This window comes from Streptomyces sp. NPDC006655 (genome assembly GCF_040703965.1).
In the GTDB taxonomy this organism is placed as follows: domain Bacteria; phylum Actinomycetota; class Actinomycetes; order Streptomycetales; family Streptomycetaceae; genus Streptomyces.
In genome coordinates this window covers 1-16,276 of the sequence record NZ_JBEYJU010000079.1, presented here as the reverse complement: position 1 = coordinate 16,276, position 16,276 = coordinate 1, and the positions used below count along the sequence as shown (strand labels likewise).

At 71.6% G+C, this 16,276-nt stretch carries 16 protein-coding genes and 1 pseudogene; 11 read left to right on the top strand and 6 right to left on the bottom strand.

Translation table 11 applies throughout. From position 1 onward, the window contains the following. The first annotated feature begins 2 nt into the window (after positions 1–2). Both AB0958_RS33300 and AB0958_RS33295 read left to right on the top strand, forming a co-directional pair. Positions 3–1,253 (top strand): cytochrome P450, encoded by a 1,251-nt coding sequence (locus AB0958_RS33300; protein ID WP_366894197.1) that lies wholly within the window; start codon positions 3–5, stop codon positions 1,251–1,253. A gap of 7 nt (positions 1,254–1,260) precedes the next feature. Beyond that, positions 1,261–1,782 (top strand): cupin domain-containing protein, encoded by a 522-nt coding sequence (locus AB0958_RS33295; RefSeq protein ID WP_366894196.1) that lies wholly within the window; start codon positions 1,261–1,263, stop codon positions 1,780–1,782. Positions 1,783–1,894: 112 nt separating this feature from the next. On the opposite strand, the gene AB0958_RS33290 is transcribed toward AB0958_RS33295, so the two are convergent. Beyond that, a complete protein-coding gene (locus tag AB0958_RS33290; protein WP_366894195.1) occupies positions 1,895–3,121 on the bottom strand; it encodes an acyl-CoA dehydrogenase family protein in 1,227 nt (408 codons plus the stop codon). 172 nt (positions 3,122–3,293) lie between these two features. Between AB0958_RS33290 and AB0958_RS33285 the strand changes: the two genes are divergently transcribed. After that, a complete protein-coding gene (locus tag AB0958_RS33285) occupies positions 3,294–3,938 on the top strand; it encodes a TetR/AcrR family transcriptional regulator (RefSeq protein WP_132887880.1) in 645 nt (214 codons plus the stop codon). Between the two features lie 73 nt (positions 3,939–4,011). Here the strand turns inward: AB0958_RS33285 and def are convergent, their stop codons facing one another. Beyond that, entirely contained in the window at positions 4,012–4,551 is a 540-nt protein-coding gene (def, locus tag AB0958_RS33280; protein WP_366894194.1) for a peptide deformylase, read from the bottom strand. A 150-nt stretch (positions 4,552–4,701) separates the two neighbouring features. On the opposite strand from def, the gene AB0958_RS33275 reads away from it, so the two are divergent. From AB0958_RS33275 to AB0958_RS33255, 5 genes are all read left to right on the top strand, one after another. Further along, positions 4,702–5,940 (top strand): MurT ligase domain-containing protein, encoded by a 1,239-nt coding sequence (locus AB0958_RS33275; RefSeq protein ID WP_366894193.1) that lies wholly within the window; start codon positions 4,702–4,704, stop codon positions 5,938–5,940. Between the two features lie 25 nt (positions 5,941–5,965). Then, entirely contained in the window at positions 5,966–6,694 is a 729-nt protein-coding gene (locus AB0958_RS33270) for a type 1 glutamine amidotransferase (RefSeq protein WP_123978815.1), read from the top strand. Positions 6,695–6,874: 180 nt separating this feature from the next. Continuing rightward, a complete protein-coding gene (locus AB0958_RS33265; RefSeq protein ID WP_366894192.1) occupies positions 6,875–7,900 on the top strand; it encodes a 6-phosphofructokinase in 1,026 nt (341 codons plus the stop codon). Positions 7,901–8,107: 207 nt separating this feature from the next. Then, entirely contained in the window at positions 8,108–9,058 is a 951-nt protein-coding gene (locus tag AB0958_RS33260; RefSeq protein WP_366894191.1) for a cytochrome c oxidase assembly protein, read from the top strand. Between the two features lie 46 nt (positions 9,059–9,104). After that, on the top strand, positions 9,105–9,287 hold the full coding sequence (locus AB0958_RS33255; RefSeq protein WP_366894216.1) for a hypothetical protein: 183 nt from the start codon (positions 9,105–9,107) through the stop codon (positions 9,285–9,287). Positions 9,288–9,291: 4 nt separating this feature from the next. Here the strand turns inward: AB0958_RS33255 and AB0958_RS33250 are convergent, their stop codons facing one another. Genes AB0958_RS33250 through AB0958_RS33235 form a run of 4 tightly spaced genes read right to left on the bottom strand, consistent with a single transcriptional unit; the run spans position 9,292 to position 13,340 of the window. Continuing rightward, on the bottom strand, positions 9,292–10,497 hold the full coding sequence (locus AB0958_RS33250; RefSeq protein WP_366894190.1) for a histidine kinase: 1,206 nt from the start codon (positions 10,495–10,497) through the stop codon (positions 9,292–9,294). Beyond that, positions 10,494–12,206 (bottom strand): cation acetate symporter, encoded by a 1,713-nt coding sequence (locus AB0958_RS33245; RefSeq protein ID WP_366894189.1) that lies wholly within the window; start codon positions 12,204–12,206, stop codon positions 10,494–10,496. Before AB0958_RS33245 ends, AB0958_RS33250 begins: the two co-directional genes overlap by 4 nt. Positions 12,207–12,228: 22 nt before the next feature. Beyond that, the gene (locus AB0958_RS33240) at positions 12,229–12,588 is read right to left on the bottom strand and encodes a hypothetical protein (protein ID WP_366894188.1); all 360 of its coding nucleotides are present in this window, start codon (positions 12,586–12,588) and stop codon (positions 12,229–12,231) included. A 2-nt stretch (positions 12,589–12,590) separates the two neighbouring features. Continuing rightward, complete coding sequence (locus AB0958_RS33235) at positions 12,591–13,340, bottom strand: response regulator transcription factor (RefSeq protein ID WP_366894187.1); 750 nt, start codon at positions 13,338–13,340, stop codon at positions 12,591–12,593. 111 nt (positions 13,341–13,451) lie between these two features. On the opposite strand from AB0958_RS33235, the gene AB0958_RS33230 reads away from it, so the two are divergent. From AB0958_RS33230 to rocD, 3 genes and pseudogenes are all read left to right on the top strand, one after another. Then, complete coding sequence (locus AB0958_RS33230; RefSeq protein ID WP_132887869.1) at positions 13,452–13,937, top strand: Lrp/AsnC family transcriptional regulator; 486 nt, start codon at positions 13,452–13,454, stop codon at positions 13,935–13,937. A 145-nt stretch (positions 13,938–14,082) separates the two neighbouring features. Continuing rightward, a complete protein-coding gene (gene ddaH / locus AB0958_RS33225; RefSeq protein WP_366894186.1) occupies positions 14,083–14,892 on the top strand; it encodes a dimethylargininase in 810 nt (269 codons plus the stop codon). Positions 14,893–14,911: 19 nt separating this feature from the next. Then, positions 14,912–16,123: pseudogene (gene rocD / locus AB0958_RS33220) on the top strand (ornithine--oxo-acid transaminase); the annotation flags it as partial. Positions 16,124–16,276: the final 153 nt, after the last annotated feature.

The following is a 16,276-nucleotide window of genomic DNA, read 5'->3' as shown; positions in this document are numbered from 1 at the left end:
AGATGACGCTCACCGAACCACTCGACCCGGCCGACGAGGCACCCGGCGCGGTGCCCGTGGCGGCCGCCTGTCCGGTCCGGCACTGGGAGGTGCCGGACCTGGCGGGGGTGGACTTCGACCCCACCCTGGCCGAGCTGATGCGCGAGGGCCCGGTCAGCCGGATCCGGCTGCCGAACGGCGAGGGCTGGGCATGGCTGGTCACCCGCTACGACGACGTACGCATGGTGGCCAACGACCTCCGGTTCAGCCGCGAGGCGGTGCTGGACCAGCCGGTCACCCGGCTCGCCCCGCACTTCATCCCCGACCCGGGCGCGGTCGGCTTCCTCGACCCGCCCGACCACACCCGGCTGCGCCGTACGGTGGCCCCCGCGCTCACCAGCAAGGGGGTGGAGCGGGTCCGGGAGAAGGCGCGCCGGATGCTGGACGAGATCGTCGACGAACTCGTCCAGGACGGGCCGCCGGCCGACCTCACGGCGACGGTCCTCAGCCCGTTCCCCATCGCGGTGATCTGCGAGGTGATGGGCGTACCGGCCGCCGACCGGCACAGCATGCACATCTGGACCCAGCTGATCCTGTCCTCCAGCCACGGCAAGGAGACCAGCGAGAGGGCCAAGCGCGAGATGAGCGCCTACTTCGGCGATCTGATCGCGCTGCGCGAGGACAGCACGGGCGAGGACGTGACGTCGCTGCTCGGCGCCGCGGTGGGCCGCGGCGAGGTCACACTGGAGGAGGCGGTCGGTCTCGCCGTCCTGCTGCAGATCGGCGGCGAGGCGGTCACCAACAACAGCGGGCAGATGTTCTACCTGCTGCTGACCCGTCCCGACCTCCTCGACCGGCTGCGCACCGAGCCGGAGATCCGCCCCCGGGCGATCGACGAACTCCTGCGCTACATCCCGCACCGCAGCGCGGTCGGGCTGTCCCGGATCGCCCTGCGGGACGTGGAGATCGGGGGTGTCCTGATCCGCGCGGGCGACCCGGTCTACGTCTCGTACCTGGCCGCCAACCGCGACCCGGACGTCTTCCCCGACCCGGAGACGATCGACTTCACCCGCAGCCCCAACCCCCACCTCGCCTTCGGGTTCGGCCCGCACTACTGCCCCGGCGGCCGGCTCGGGCGGCTGGAGGAGGAGTTGCTGGTCGACGCCCTCCTCGACCGGCTGCCCGGACTGCGGCTCGCCGTGCCCCCGGAGCAGGTTCCCTTCCGGAAGGGCGCGTTGATCCGGGGACCCGAGACCCTACCGGTGACGTGGTGATCGGCCCATGACGACGACCGAGGGACTCCTCGTACCGCCGGGCCACGGGCGTGTGGTCCAGACGCCGGCCCAGCGTGTCACGTTCAAGGTGACGGGCACGCACTCCCGGATGGCGTCCACCTTCGAGGTGGAGGTTCCGCCGGGCTTCGACGTGGGCGCCCATGTGCACACCCGCAGCGAGGAGCTGTTCTACGTCCTCGAAGGCGAGCTGGACGTCCTCGCCTTCGAGCCACGCGTCCGCACCCCCGACAACTGGCAGCGCTGGGAGTCGAGTTCGGGCACAAGGGTGGTACGGGCGACGCCGGGCACGGTGATCGTCGTACCCCCGGGCTGCCCGCACGCCTTCGCCAACCCGACGGACGCCCCGGCGAAGATGTTCTTCCAGGCATCCCCGCCACCGGACCACGAACGCTACTTCGAGGAGCTGCTGGAGATCCTGGGAAGCGGCGGTCCCCCCGATCACGAGGCGATCGAGGCACTCCGCAAGCGCTACGACATCGAGCAACTCACGCCCTTGAAGCACCGGTGAGGAGATTTGCCCAGGGGCGCTGGGGGTACCCCCGGCCGAAGGCCGGGGGGAGGAACTGCGCGAGCAACCCAGGCGCACCGCGAGCCCGCGACGCACCCGCACCCCTACGGCGCTACCGGATCGGCATCCCCGCCAACGTGCGGGCGATCACCAGCCGCTGGATCTCACTCGTCCCCTCGAAGATGGTGTAGATCGCCGCGTCCCGGTGCATCCGCTCCACCGGATACTCCCGCGTGTAGCCGTTGCCACCGAGGATCTGGATCGCCTGCGCGGTGACCTTCTTCGCCGTCTCGCTGGCGAACAGCTTCGACATCGACCCCTCGGCCGCGGTGAACGGCTTCCCGCTGATCCCCATCCAGGACGCCCGCCACACCAGCAGGCGGGCCGCGTCGATGGAGGTACGCATGTCCGCGAGCTGGAAGGCCACCCCCTGGTTGTCGATGATCGGCCGCCCGAACTGTTCGCGGGTCCTGGCGTAGTCGAGGGCGACCTCATAGGCGGCGCGGGCGGTACCCACCGCCATGGCCCCGACGGCGGGCCGCGAGGCCTCGAACGTGGCCATCGCCGCGTTCTTGACGCGCTCCCCGCCCGACTTGGCCCGCTCCCGGGCCCGGGCCAGCCGCTCGTCCAGCTTCTCCTTGCCGCCGAGCAGGCAGGAACCGGGCACCCGGACGTTGTCGAGGACGACCTCGGCGGTGTGCGAGGCGCGGATCCCGTGCTTCTTGAACTTCTGCCCCTGGGCGAGCCCGGGCGTTCCCGGCGGCACGATGAAGGACGCGTGGCCCTTGGAGCCGAGCTCCGGGTCGACGACCGCGACGACCACGTGGACGTTGGCGATGCCGCCGTTGGTCGCCCAGGTCTTCGTGCCGTTGAGCACCCACTCGTCCTTGGCCTCGTCGTAGACGGCCCTGGTGCGCATGGAGGCCACGTCGGAGCCGGCGTCCGGCTCGGAGGAGCAGAACGCGGCGACCTTGATGTCGTTCGGGTCACCGTACATCTGGGGGATCCAGGTGCCGATCTGCTCCTCGGTGCCGTTGGCGAGGACGCCGACGGCGGCCAGACCCGTGCCCACGATGGACAGGGCGATGCCCGCGTCGCCCCAGAACAGCTCCTCCATGGCCATCGGGATGCCGAGGCCGGTGGGGTCGAAGTACTGCTGCGCGTAGAAGTCGAGGGAGTAGATGCCGACCTTCGCGGCCTCCTGGATGACCGGCCAGGGAGTCTCCTCACGCTCGTCCCATTCGGCGGCGGCGGGACGGATGACGTCGGCGGCGAAACCGTGCAGCCAGTCCCGGACCTCCTTCTGTTCGTCGTTGAGCTCCATGGTGAACTCGGCCATGACCCCTCCAGCGGCGGCGCATAATGTGTTACTAGCGGTAACCCAAGTCTGTTACTGGTCAGTAGGAAAAGTCAACTCCCGAGGTCACCTCGGCAGCCAGTTCGATACGGGACGACTGTCAGGTGTTAGTTTGCGCAGGCGTCAGCGAAACAGCACGGGGTGGGGAGAGCACATGGACACCACACAGCGGACCGAACAGCAGCGGTCCGCCGACCGCCGACGGCGTGAGCTGTTGGAGGCCGCCGACCGGGTGGTGCTGCGCGACGGCCCACAGGCTTCCATGAACGCGATCGCGGCGGAGGCCGGCATCACCAAACCGATCCTGTACCGGCACTTCGGCGACAAGAGCGGGCTCTACGCGGCGCTGGCCAAGCGGCACACCGACGCGCTGCTGAACTCGCTGCGCGCGGCGCTGGACGCGCCCGCGGACCGCCGTGAGCGGGTCGAGGCGACGCTGGACACCTACCTCGCGGCGATCGAGGCGCGGCCGCAGGTGTACCGGTTCCTGATGCACCCCGCCGAGGGCGGCACCGGGGCGGACCAGGGGTTCGATGTCGGCAAGCACTCGGCGCCGCTGTTGCGGAGGATGGGGGAGGAACTGGCGCAGGTCATCGAGGACCGGTTGGATCTGGGGCCGAACAGCCAGCAGCTGGCCCGGGTGTGGGGGCACGGGATCGTCGGGATGATGCATGCGGCCGGGGACTGGTGGCTGGGGGAACGGCCGTGCTCTCGTGACGAGTTGGTGAAGAGTCTGGCCGATCTTCTGTGGGGACGGCTTGCCGCGGCGGGGGACAGAGTGGGAGGTCCCGGGTTCTGAGGGTCGTGTGGCGTCGCACGGCCGGTGGGGGCTGGTCGCGCAGTTCCTCGCGCCCCCTTCGGGGCGCGTCCGCTCACCGGTGCCAAGAGGATTTCGTCACCTGTCGCATCAGTCTGCGCCTGCGCCAGCCGGTGACGTGGTCGGCGTAGACGTGGCCCTCCAGGTGGTCGGTCTCGTGCTGGAGGCATCTCGCGAAGAAGCCCGTGCCGTCGATCGTGACCGGGTCGCCCTGGGCGGTGAAGCCCTCGACCACCGCGTGGTCGTAGCGCTCCGTGCCCGCCTCCAGGCCGGGCAGGGACAGGCAGCCCTCCGGGCCGCGCAGTGTGACGCCGTCCGTCGTGACCAGGCGCGGGTTCACCACGTGGCCCAGGTGGCGGACGTCCTCGTCGTCGGGGCAGTCGTAGACGAACACCCGCAGCGACTCCCCCACCTGGTTGGCCGCCAGGCCCACCCCCTCGGCCGCGTACATCGTCGCGAACAAGTCCTCCACCAGACGGGAGAGTTCGGGGCCGAAGTCGGTGACCTCCGCGCAACGGGCGTGCAGGACGGGGTCGCCGAGCAGGGTGAGGGGCCGGACCCGCCCGCGGGCGCCCGGAATGGAACCGTGTCGCATGGCCGCAAGGGTACGGTTCGAATCGGCCCCTGCCCGCCGCGCTGGCGAGGGCCGCAATTCGGGTGTGCGAACGGATCTCGATAGGCTTACCTCACACCACGTTGCCGGATGGCTGAGGCGCGGCGCGTACGCAAGGAGGATCGAGAACTGATGGCAGGCAACTCGGACCCGCTCACGCCGCGGGCCAAGCTGGCCGTGACCGCGGGCAAGGCGGTCGCGGCGGCATCGCGGGCAGCGGGGCGCGGCAGCGGATCCGTGATCGGGGGCCGGGTCGCTCTCAAGCTCGACCCCGACCTTCTCGCCCGGCTCGCCCAGAACCTGGACGTGACGCTCGTCTCGGCCACGAACGGCAAGACGACGACCACCCGGCTCATCGCCGAGGCGCTGAAGGCCGCGGGGCCGGTCGTGTCCAACGCGCTCGGCGCCAACATGCCGGCCGGTATCACGTCGGCGCTCGCGGGCGGCTCGGAGTCCAAGTTCGGTGTCATCGAGGTCGACGAGAAGTACCTGGCCGGGGTGGCCCGGGACACCGACCCGAAGTGCATCGCCCTGCTCAACCTCTCCCGCGACCAGCTCGACCGCGCCGCCGAGACCCGGATGCTCGCCGAGAACTGGCGGGAGGGCCTGGCCGGGTCCAAGGCCGTCATCGTGGCGAACTGCGACGACCCGCTGGTCGTGTGGGCCGCGTCCTCCTCCCCCAACGTGATCTGGGTCGCCGCCGGGCAGATGTGGAAGGACGACGCCTGGTCCTGCCCGTCCTGCGGTGGCGTGATGCAGCGGCCGGGCGACGACTGGTTCTGCGGCGAGTGCGGGTTCCGTCGGCCGACGCCGAGCTGGGTGCTGTCCGGGGACCACGTGCTCGACCCGCACGGGTCCGCCTGGCCCATCCACCTCCAGCTCCCGGGCCGCGCCAACAAGGCGAACGCCGCCTCCTCGGCCGCCGTGGCCGCCGTCTTCGGAGTGCCGCCGCAGGTCGCCCTGGAACGGATGTACCAGGTGCAGGCCGTCGCGGGACGGTACGACGTCGTGCAGTTCCAGGACCGGGACCTGCGGCTGCTCCTCGCCAAGAACCCGGCCGGCTGGCTGGAGACGTTCTCGCTGATCGACCCGCCGCCGACCCCGGTGATCCTCTCGGTGAACGCGCGCGGCGCGGACGGCACCGACACCTCCTGGCTGTGGGACGTGGACTACACACGCCTCACCGGCCACCCGATCTGCGTGCTCGGTGACCGCAAGCTCGACCTCGCCGTCCGTCTGGAGGTCGCGGGCCAGCACTTCCAGGTCTGCGACTCCCTCGACCAGGCCGTACAGATGTGCCCGCCGGGCCGTATCGAGGTCATCGCGAACTACACCGCGTTCCAGGACCTGCGCCGCCGCGTCGGCAACTGACTGACCCCGAAGGAACGATCACCTCATGAGCGACAACCAACTGCGGCTGGTGTGGATCTATCCGGACCTGCTCAGCACCTACGGCGACCAGGGCAACGCCCTCGTGGTGGAGCGCCGGGCCCGGCAGCGCGGTCTCGACGTGGCCCGGCTGGACGTGCGCAGCGACCAGCCGATCCCGACCTCCGGCGACATCTACCTGATCGGCGGCGGCGAGGACCGTCCGCAGCGGCTCGCCGCGGAGCGGCTGCGCCGCGACGGGCACCTGTACCGGGCGGTGGAGAACGGCGCGATCGTGTTCTCCGTCTGCGCCGGCTACCAGATCCTCGGGCACGAGTTCATCAACGACCTGGGGCAGCGGGAGCCGGGACTCGGCCTGCTGGACGTGACGACCGTGCGCGGCACCGGCGAGCGGTGCGTCGGTGACGTGCTCGCGGACATCGACCCGCGCCTGGGGCTGCCCCAGCTCACCGGGTTCGAGAACCACCAGGGCGTCACCCAGCTCGGCCCCACCGCCCGCCCCTTCGCCCGGGTCCAGCTGGGCCGGGGCAACGGCACCGGGGACGGCACGGAGGGCGCCTACAACGAGACCGTCTTCGGTACGTACATGCACGGGCCCGTGCTCGCCCGCAACCCGCTCATCGCCGACCTGCTGCTGAAGCTGGCGCTCGACGTCAACGCGCTGCCGCCGATCGACGACCGGTGGTACGAGGCGCTCCGCAACGAGCGCATCGCCTCCGCCCAGCAGCCCGCCTGAGCTGCGTCGGCAAGGCCGGTTCCGGGCCCGCCTGACAGGGTGTCCGCTCACATGTGCGGGCACGTCCAGCAGGCGGACGCCCGGTGCGGAGGGACCCCCTCACGCGGGTAGGGTGACGGCGATGACAGCCGGACAGCGTGGTCCGGTCTTCGGCCCACGTGGAGAAGGTTGTTTCGGGCTATGCGCATTGGTGTCCTCACGTCCGGCGGCGACTGCCCCGGCCTGAACGCCGTCATCCGGTCCGTCGTCCACCGTGCCGTCGCCGACCACGGCGACGAGGTCATCGGTTTCCGGGACGGCTGGAAGGGCCTCCTGGAATGCGACTACCTCAAGCTCGACCTCGACGCCGTGGCCGGCATCCTGGCCCGCGGCGGCACCATCCTCGGGTCCTCCCGGGTCCAGCCCTCGCACCTGCGGGACGGCGTGGAGCGGGCCAAGGGGCACGTCGCCGAGCTCGGCCTCGACGCGATCATCCCGATCGGCGGTGAGGGCACGCTGAAGGCCGCCCGGCTGATGTCGGACGCCGGCCTGCCGATCGTCGGCGTCCCGAAGACCATCGACAACGACATCGCCGTCACCGACGTCACCTTCGGCTTCGACACGGCCGTGGGGGTCGCCACCGAGGCCCTCGACCGGCTGAAGACCACCGCCGAGTCCCACCAGCGGGTGCTCGTCGTGGAGGTCATGGGACGGCACACCGGCTGGATCGCCCTGCACTCCGGCATGGCCGCCGGCGCCCACGCCATCGTCGTACCCGAGCGGCCCTTCGACATCGAGGAGCTGGCCCGCCGGGTCGGCGAGCGGTTCGAGGCCGGGAAGCGGTTCGCCATCGTCGTCGCGGCGGAGGGGGCGAAGCCGAAGGCCGGCAGCATGGAGTTCGACGAGGGCGGCAAGGACATCTACGGGCACGAGCGGTTCGCCGGGATCGCCCGGCAGCTCTCCGTCGAGCTGGAGCAGCGGCTCGGCAAGGAGGCCCGGCCGGTGATCCTCGGGCACGTCCAGCGGGGTGGCACGCCCACGGCGTACGACCGGGTGCTGGCGACGCGGTTCGGGTGGCATGCGGTGGAGGCGGCGCACCGGGGGGAGTTCGGGAACATGACCGCGTTGCGGGGGACGGACATCGTGATGGTGCCGTTGGCCGAGGCGGTGGAGACGTTGAAGACGGTTCCCTCGGAGCGGTACGACGAGGCGGAGACGGTGCTGTAGGGGCTGCGCCGTAGGGGGTGCCGGATCGTCGCCGGGTGCGAGTCGTGCGTGGCTTGTCGCGCAGTTCCTCCCCCAGCCCTCGGCCGGGGGACCCCCAGCGCCCCTTTGCGTGGGCACGGCCGCCCCCGCTCGCAAGCGAGGTCGGGGGCGGTTCTAAGGTGGGGTCGGCAGTAAACGTACAACCCCCCACGAATCAGGAGCCGCCGGATGGATCACAGCGGGCACGGCATGACCATGGATCTGCCGCCGTTCACGCTGGGGCGGGGGCTGGAGTGGTCGGCGGATCCGTTCTTCCTCGTGGCCTGTGTCGCGGGGCTCGCGCTGTACGGGTGGGGTGTGGTGCGGCTGCGGCGGCGCGGGGACTCCTGGTCCGCGGGGCGCACCGCGTCGTTCGTCGTCGGCGTGCTGACCGTCGTGCTCGTGATGTGCACCCGGCTGAACGACTACGGGATGGTCATGTTCAGCGTGCACATGGTGCAGCACATGGTCATCAGCATGCTGTCGCCCATCTTCATCCTGCTGGGCGCCCCCGTCACGCTCGCCCTGCGGGCGCTGCCGGTCGCCGGGAAGGGGCGCAAGGGGCCCCGCGAGCTGTTGCTGGCCCTGCTGCACAGCCGGTACATGCGGATCATCACGCATCCCGCGTTCACCATCCCGCTGTTCATCGCGAGCCTGTACGCGCTCTACTTCAGCCCGCTGTTCGACTTCCTCATGGGGTCGAAGGCCGGGCACATCGCGATGATGGTGCACTTCCTCGCCGTCGGCGTCGTCTTCTTCTGGCCGATCATCGGTGTCGACCCGGGACCGCACCGGCCGGGACACCTCATGCGGATGCTGGAGCTGTTCGCCGGTATGCCGTTCCACGCGTTCTTCGGCATCGCGTTGATGATGGCGTCCGAGCCGATGGTGGAGACGTTCAGGAACCCGCCCGCCTCGCTCGGCATCGACGCGCTCTCCGACCAGAACGCGGCCGGCGGGATCGCCTGGGCGTTCAGCGAGATCCCGTCCGTGCTGGTGCTGATCGCGCTGCTGTTCCAGTGGTACGGCTCCGAGCAGCGCCAGGCGCGGCGCACGGACCGGGCCGCCGACCGGGACGGCGACAAGGAGCTGGAGGCGTACAACGCCTATCTGGCTTCGCTCAACGCACGCGAGGGCTGATCCGGGGCACCATGGAGGGGTGACGGACCACGAGGAGGGTGTCGCGATGCCCGGTTCTGCGAACGGTTCGAACGGTTCCACCAAGGCGATGGGGGTGCTGACCGTGGGCGGCCTGGTGGTGGTGAGCGCCTACTCGGTGGCGCTCGGCAGCAACGGCTGGCTGTGGTTCGGCTGGGTGGTGCTCGGGCTGCTCACGCTGGCGATGGTGATGACCCAGCAGAGCGGCTGACCGGTCAGTCCGTGGCGAGGGGGGCGGCCCGGTGCACGCCGGGCTGGTACTTGGGCAGCCTGGCGGTGATCTTCATGCCCGCGCCGACGGCGGTCTCGATGACGAGGCCGTGGTCGTCGCCGTAGACCTGGCGGAGCCGGTCGTCGACGTTGGACAGGCCGATCCCGCCGGAGGGGCTGACCTCGCCGGAGAGGATGCGGCGCAGCAGCGCCGGGTCCATGCCCGCGCCGTCGTCCTCGATGACGACCAGCGCCTCGGCGCCGGCGTCCTGGGCGGTGATCTGGATGTGGCAGGTGCCGGTCTTGCCCTCGAGGCCGTGCTTGACGGCGTTCTCCACGAGCGGCTGGAGGCAGAGGAAGGGCAGGGTGACCGGGAGCACCTCGGGGGCGATCTGGAGGGTGACCGTGAGACGGTCGCCGAAGCGGGCCCGGACCAGCGCCAGGTAGTGGTCGATGGCGTGCAGTTCGTCGGCGAGGGTGGTGAAGTCGCCGTGCCTGCGGAACGAGTAGCGGGTGAAGTCGGCGAACTCCAGGAGCAGCTCGCGGGCGCGTTCGGGGTCGGTGCGCACGAACGAGGCGATCACCGCGAGCGAGTTGAAGATGAAGTGCGGGGAGATCTGGGCGCGCAGGGCGCGGATCTCGGCCTCGATGAGCCGGGTGCGGGAGCGGTCCAGGTCGGCCAGTTCCAGCTGGACGCTGACCCAGCGGGCGACCTCGCCGGCCGCGCGCACCAGGACGGCGGACTCGCGCGGGGCGCAGGCGACCAGGGTGCCGTGCACACGGTCGTCGACGGTCAGGGGGGTGATCACGGCCCAGCGGACCGGGCAGTCCGGGGTCGCGCAGTGCAGCCGGAAGGCCTCGCCGCGGCCGGACTCCAGGGCGCCGGTGAGGCGTTCCAGGATCTCGGTGCGGTGGTGGCCGCCGACGCCGTCCCAGGCCAGCAGGTTCTCGTGGTCGGTGAGGCAGAGGGCGTCGGTGCCGAGCAGGGTGCGCAGCCGGCGGGCCGAGCGGCGGGCGGTCTCCTCGGTGAGGCCCGCGCGCAGCGGGGGCGCGGCGAGGGACGCGGTGTGCAGGGTCTCGAAGGTGGCGTGTTCGACGGGGGTGCCGAGGCCGCCGAGGCTCTCGGGGCGTGCGGTGCGTCGGCCCAGCCAGAAACCGGCGGTGAGCAGCGGGAGGACGGCCACGCACAGGCCCGCGAGGAAACCGGTCACGCCTTGGCCTCCGCCCGCAGTTCCTCCGGGAGGTGGAAGCGGGCCAGGATCGCCGCCGTCCCGGGGGGCACCCGGCTCGCGGTCGCCAGGGACACCAGGATCATGGTGAGGAAGCCCAGCGGCACCGACCAGAGGGCCGGCCAGGCGAGCAGGGCGTGCAGGTCGCCGGTGCCCGGGAAGTCGGCCATCGTCGCGGCGACCGCGCAGAACGCCGAGCCGCCGCCGACCAGCATCCCGGCGGCCGCGCCGGGCGGGGTCAGCCGCCGCCACCAGATGCCGAGCACCAGCAGCGGGCAGAAGGAGGACGCCGACACGGCGAAGGCGAGCCCCACCGCGTCGGCGACCGGCAGCCCGCCGACCAGGACGCCGGCGGCGAGCGGTACGGCCATCGCCAGTACGGTCCCGAGCCTGAAGTGCCGTACGCCGCGGGACGGCAGGACGTCCTGGGTGAGGACGCCGGCGACCGCCATGGTCAGGCCGGAGGCGGTGGAGAGGAACGCGGCGAAGGCGCCGCCGGCCACCAGGGCGCCGAGCAGTTCGCCGCCGAGGCCGCCGACGACACGGTCCGGCAGCAGCAGCACGGCGGCGTCCGCGTCCCCGGTGAGGGTCAGCTCGGGGGTGTAGAGGCGGCCGAGGACGCCGTAGACGGGTGGCAGCAGGTAGAAGAGGCCGATCAGGGCGAGGACGGCGACCGTGGTGCGGCGGGCGGCGACGCCGTGCGGGCTGGTGTAGAAGCGGACGACGACGTGCGGCAGGCCCATGGTGCCGAGGAAGGTGGCGAGGATGAGTCCGTACGTGGCGTACAGCGGGCGTTCCTCGCGGCTCTCGGCGAGCGAGGTGGACATGCCGCCGTTGGTGCCGCGCTCGGTGGCGGGGACCCGGGTGCCCTTGGCGAAGGTCAGGCGGGTGCCGGCGGCGATGCGGTGGCCGCCCTCGGGGAGGGTCACCCTGGTGTCCCGGTACGGGTGGCCGTCGACGGTGCCGGTGACGGTGGCGGTGAGGGGGCGGTCGAGCCTGAGGACGAGGGCGTCCTGGACGTCGACGGTGCGCCGGTCGCGGAAGGCGGCCGGTTCGTCGAAGGCGTGGGTGGGGGCGCCGGCGCTCTGCCAGGCGAGGACGAGGAAGAGGGCGGGGACGAGCAGGGCGGTGAGTTTCAGCCAGTACTGGAAGGCCTGGACGAAGGTGATGCTGCGCATGCCGCCCGCGGCGACCGTGGCCACCACGACGACGGCCACGATGAGGCCGCCGAGCGCGTCGGGCGCGCCGGTGAGCACCGCCAGCGTCAGTCCGGCGCCCTGGAGCTGGGGCAGCAGGTAGAGCCAGCCGACGCCGACGACGAACGCGCCGGCCAGCCGTCGTACCGGCTGCGAGGCGAGCCGGGCCTCGGCGAAGTCGGGGAGGGTGTAGGCGCCGGAGCGGCGCAGCGGGGCCGCGACGAACAGCAGCAGGACGAGGTAACCGGCGGTGTAGCCGACCGGGTACCAGAGCATGTCGGGGCCCTGCACGAGGACCAGCCCGGCGATGCCCAGGAAGGAGGCGGCGGAGAGGTACTCGCCGCTGATCGCGGCCGCGTTGAGGCGGGGGCCGACGGTGCGGGAGGCGACGTAGAAGTCGGAGGTGGTGCGGGAGATGCGCAGCCCGAAGGCGCCGACGAGGACGGTCGCGACCATCACCAGGGCCACGGCCGGTACGGCATAGCTGGAGTTCATCTCACCTCGTCGCGGCGGGAGTTCATCGGTCCTCGACGAGACGGACGAAGTCCTCCTCGTTGCGTTCGGCGCGGCGCACGTACCAGCGGGCGAGCAGGATCAGCGGGGCGTAGAGGCAGAAGCCGAGCACCAGCCACTCCAGTCGGCGCGCCTCGGGGGCGGCCGCGAAGACCAGCGGGAGCGGTCCGATGAGCAGCACGAGCACCGCGAAGACGGCGAGGGCGGCCCGCAGTTGGGAGCGCATGAGGGAGCGGACGTAGGTGTGGCCGAGGGTGGTCTGCTCGTCGATCTCGGTGCGCGGGCGGTAGTAGCCCGAGGCGCGGCGGCTGCGGCGGGGCGGCCCCGTGACGGTGACCCGGCGCTCGACGGGCTCGCCGGGCACGGTCAGACCCTCCTCATCAGCAGGTCCCGCAGCTCGCGCGCGTGGCGCCGGCTGACCTGCAGTTCCTCGCCGCCGACCAGGACACTCACCGTGCCCGCGTCCAGGCGGAGTTCGCCGATGTGCCGGAGGGCGACGAGGTGGCGGCGGTGGATGCGCACGAAGCCCCGGGAGCGCCAGCGGTCCTCCAGGGTGGACAGCGGGATGCGGACGAGGTGGCTGCCGCGGTCGGTGTGCAGCCGGGCGTAGTCGCCCTGGGCCTCGACGTGGGTGATGTCGGCGACGGCCACGAACCGTGTGACGCCGCCGAGTTCGACCGGGAGGTGGTCGGGGTCGGGTTCGTGGACGGGTATCCGCGGTGCGGCGCCGCGCAGTTCGGCGACCCGCCGGACCGCCTCCGCCAGGCGTTCCTTGCGGACCGGCTTCAGGACGTAGTCGACCGCCTCGAGGTCGAAGGCCCGCACCGCGAAGTCCTCGTGGGCGGTCACGAACACCACCAGCGGCGGACGGGCGAAGCCGGTGAGCAGACGGGCCATCTCCAGTCCGTCCAGGCCGGGCATCTGGACGTCCAGGAAGACCACGTCGACGGCCTCGGGGCCCTGCGGTCCCGACTCCAGGGCACGGGTGATGCGGCGCAGCGCCTCGGTGGCGTCACCGGCGCCCTCGACGCTGCCGATGCGCGGATCGGCGTGCAGCAGGTACAGGAGCTCCTCCAGCGAGGGGCGTTCGTCGTCGACGGCGAGAGCGCGCAGCATGAACGGAGTGTAGGCGGCGGGGCGGGGCGCTGGACACGTCGCGGACGTGGACGTCCGCGCCGGACGAAGCGGTGTTCCCGAAGTGCCGTTCCGCGTGGTTACAGTGCGGACATGAACAGCGGCACCGCCCCTTTCGACGATCTCGACCGGAAGATCACCACCGCGCTGATGGCGAACGCGCGGACCAGTTTCGCCGAGATCGGCGCGGCCGTCGGGCTCTCCGCGACGGCCGTGAAGCGGCGGGTCGACCGGCTGCGCGAGACCGGTGTGATCACCGGGTTCACGGCCACCGTGAAGCCGTCGGCGCTCGGCTGGCGCACGGAGGCGTACGTCGAGGTGTACTGCGAGGGCGCGGCGCCGCCCCGGCGGCTCGCGGAGGTGGTGCGCAACCATCCGGAGATCACCGCGGCCATGACGGTGACCGGCGGCGCGGACGCGCTGCTGCACGTACGGGCCCGGGACGTGGACCACTTCGAGGAGGTGCTGGAGCGGATCCGGGTGGAGCCGTTCATCCGGAAGACGATCAGCGTGATGGTGCTCTCGCACCTGCTGCCGGAGAGCCCGGAGGCGGGCGCGACGGCGGCGGCGCCGGAGTAAACGCATCGACACTGCGTTTGTATGACCGGAGACGCAGCATTCCTGCGCGGACGCGCAGCATTCGTTTCTTGTCGACCGTATCCGACGCTTTCTACCTTGGTGTCAACCCTCAGTCGACACCGCGGGAAAGCGGAGGAACCCCTCTGTGTCCGAAAGCCGTGTGCCGCGCCTCAGGCGCTTCCTTGTCTGTGAACCCAGACATTTCGCCGTGCAGTACGCGATCAATCCCTGGATGAACCCCGACACCAGGGTCGACGTCGACCTGGCCCAGGAGCAGTGGACAGCGCTGATCGACGCCTACCGCGCCCACGGCCACAGCGTGGACCGGCTGGATCCGGTCCCGGGCCTGCCCGACATGGTCTTCGCCGCGAACTCGGCGGTGGTCGTCGGCGGCCGGGTCTTCGGTTCGCTGTTCCACGCCCCCGAGCGGCGCCCCGAGTCGGGCCACTACGACCTGTGGTTCAAGACCGCGGGCTACGACGTGCACCGTCCCGGCTCGGTGGTCGAGGGCGAGGGCGACCTGGTCTGGACGGGCCGCTACCTGCTGGCCGGCACCGGCTTCCGGACGTCCCGGGAGGCGCACCGGGAGGCGCAGGAGTTCTTCGGCCACCCGGTGATCAGCCTGACGCTGGTGGACCCGTACTTCTACCACCTGGACACCGCGCTGTTCGTCCTGGACGAGGAGAACATCGTCTACTACCCGCAGGCCTTCTCCCCCGGCAGCCGGGACGTGCTGCGCCGGCTGTTCCCGGACGCGGTGCTCGCCACCCGTGACGACGCGCTGTCCTGGGGGCTGAACTCCGTCTCCGACGGCCGCCACGTCTTCATCGCGCCGCAGGCCGAGGCGCTGGCCGGCCGGCTCGCCGACCAGGGCTACGAGCCGGTCCCCGTCGACCTGTCGGAGTTCCACAAGGCAGGCGGCGGCATCAAGTGCTGCACCCAGGAAATCCGCTGAGGACCAGGAGATCCCCCTCATGACCGCACCCGTACGCACGCGCACCTCCGCCGAGCTGATCCAGGCGGAGCAACCGGTCCTCGCGCACAACTACCACCCGCTGCCCGTCGTCGTGGCCCGCGCCGAGGGCGCCTGGGTGGAGGACGTCGAGGGCCGCCGGTATCTCGACATGCTGGCCGGCTACTCGGCGCTCAACTTCGGCCACCGGCACCCCGCCCTGATCGAGGCCGCGCACCGCCAGCTCGACCGGCTGACCCTCACCTCCCGCGCCTTCCACAACGACCGGCTCGCCGAATTCGCCGCCCGGCTCGCCGGGTTGACCGGCCTGGACATGGTGCTGCCGATGAACACCGGCGCGGAGGCGGTGGAGAGCGGCATCAAGGTGGCCCGCAAGTGGGCCTACGACGTGAAGGGCGTCCCCGCCGACCGGGCCACGATCGTCGTCGCCGCGGACAACTTCCACGGCCGTACCACCACGATCGTCAGTTTCTCCACGGACGAGACCGCGCGCGCCGGTTTCGGCCCCTTCACGCCGGGCTTCCGGATCGTGCCGTACAACGACCTGGCGGCGCTGGAGGCGGCCGTCGACGGGACGACCGCTGCCGTGCTCATCGAGCCCATCCAGGGCGAGGCCGGAGTGCTGATCCCCGACGACGGCTACCTGACCGGTGTCCGGGAGCTGACCCGGCGCGCGGGCTGCCTGTTCGTCGCCGACGAGATCCAGTCCGGTCTCGGCCGCACGGGGCGCACCCTGGCCGTCGACCACGAGGACGTCGTCCCGGACGTGCTGCTGCTGGGCAAGGCGCTGGGCGGCGGGATCGTACCGGTGTCGGCGGTGGTGGCCCGACGTGAGGTGATGAGCGTGCTGCATCCGGGCGAGCACGGCTCGACGTTCGGCGGCAACCCGCTCGCCGCGGCCGTCGGAACGGCGGTGGTGGAGCTGCTGGAGAGCGGCGAGTTCCAGCGCAGGGCGGCCGAGCTGGGAGTCGTCCTGCGGGACGGCCTGGCGGCGCTGGTCGGCAGGGGCGTGGTGGGCTTCCGGGCGCGCGGGCTGTGGGCCGGCGTCGACGTGGACCCGGCGATCGGCACCGGGCGGGAGATCAGCGAGCGTCTGATGCGCGAGGGCGTCCTGGTCAAGGACACCCACGGCTCCACGATCCGGCTGGCGCCGCCGCTGACCGTCACGGCCGACGAACTGCGCTCGGCGTTGGGGTCGCTGGAGAAGGTGCTGGCAGGCCCTGGAGGACGCCGAGGCGAGCAGCGGACGCCGGCTGTTCGGGATGCCCGTGCTGGAGACGCCCGACCCAGGTCAAGATCCGCGGCCACCGCATCGAACTCGGCGAGATCGAGTCGGTCCTCCAGCGGTACCCCTCGGTGGAACGGG

Coding starts and splice junctions, on each gene's coding strand:
- AB0958_RS33300 (WP_366894197.1), top strand. CDS start 3: ATGACGCTCACCGAACCACTCGACCCGGCCGACGAGGCACCCGGCGCG.
- AB0958_RS33295 (WP_366894196.1), top strand. CDS start 1,261: ATGACGACGACCGAGGGACTCCTCGTACCGCCGGGCCACGGGCGTGTG.
- AB0958_RS33290 (WP_366894195.1), bottom strand. CDS start 3,121: ATGGCCGAGTTCACCATGGAGCTCAACGACGAACAGAAGGAGGTCCGG.
- AB0958_RS33285 (WP_132887880.1), top strand. CDS start 3,294: ATGGACACCACACAGCGGACCGAACAGCAGCGGTCCGCCGACCGCCGA.
- def (WP_366894194.1), bottom strand. CDS start 4,551: ATGCGACACGGTTCCATTCCGGGCGCCCGCGGGCGGGTCCGGCCCCTC.
- AB0958_RS33275 (WP_366894193.1), top strand. CDS start 4,702: ATGGCAGGCAACTCGGACCCGCTCACGCCGCGGGCCAAGCTGGCCGTG.
- AB0958_RS33270 (WP_123978815.1), top strand. CDS start 5,966: ATGAGCGACAACCAACTGCGGCTGGTGTGGATCTATCCGGACCTGCTC.
- AB0958_RS33265 (WP_366894192.1), top strand. CDS start 6,875: ATGCGCATTGGTGTCCTCACGTCCGGCGGCGACTGCCCCGGCCTGAAC.
- AB0958_RS33260 (WP_366894191.1), top strand. CDS start 8,108: ATGGATCACAGCGGGCACGGCATGACCATGGATCTGCCGCCGTTCACG.
- AB0958_RS33255 (WP_366894216.1), top strand. CDS start 9,105: ATGCCCGGTTCTGCGAACGGTTCGAACGGTTCCACCAAGGCGATGGGG.
- AB0958_RS33245 (WP_366894189.1), bottom strand. CDS start 12,206: ATGAACTCCAGCTATGCCGTACCGGCCGTGGCCCTGGTGATGGTCGCG.
- AB0958_RS33235 (WP_366894187.1), bottom strand. CDS start 13,340: ATGCTGCGCGCTCTCGCCGTCGACGACGAACGCCCCTCGCTGGAGGAG.
- AB0958_RS33230 (WP_132887869.1), top strand. CDS start 13,452: ATGAACAGCGGCACCGCCCCTTTCGACGATCTCGACCGGAAGATCACC.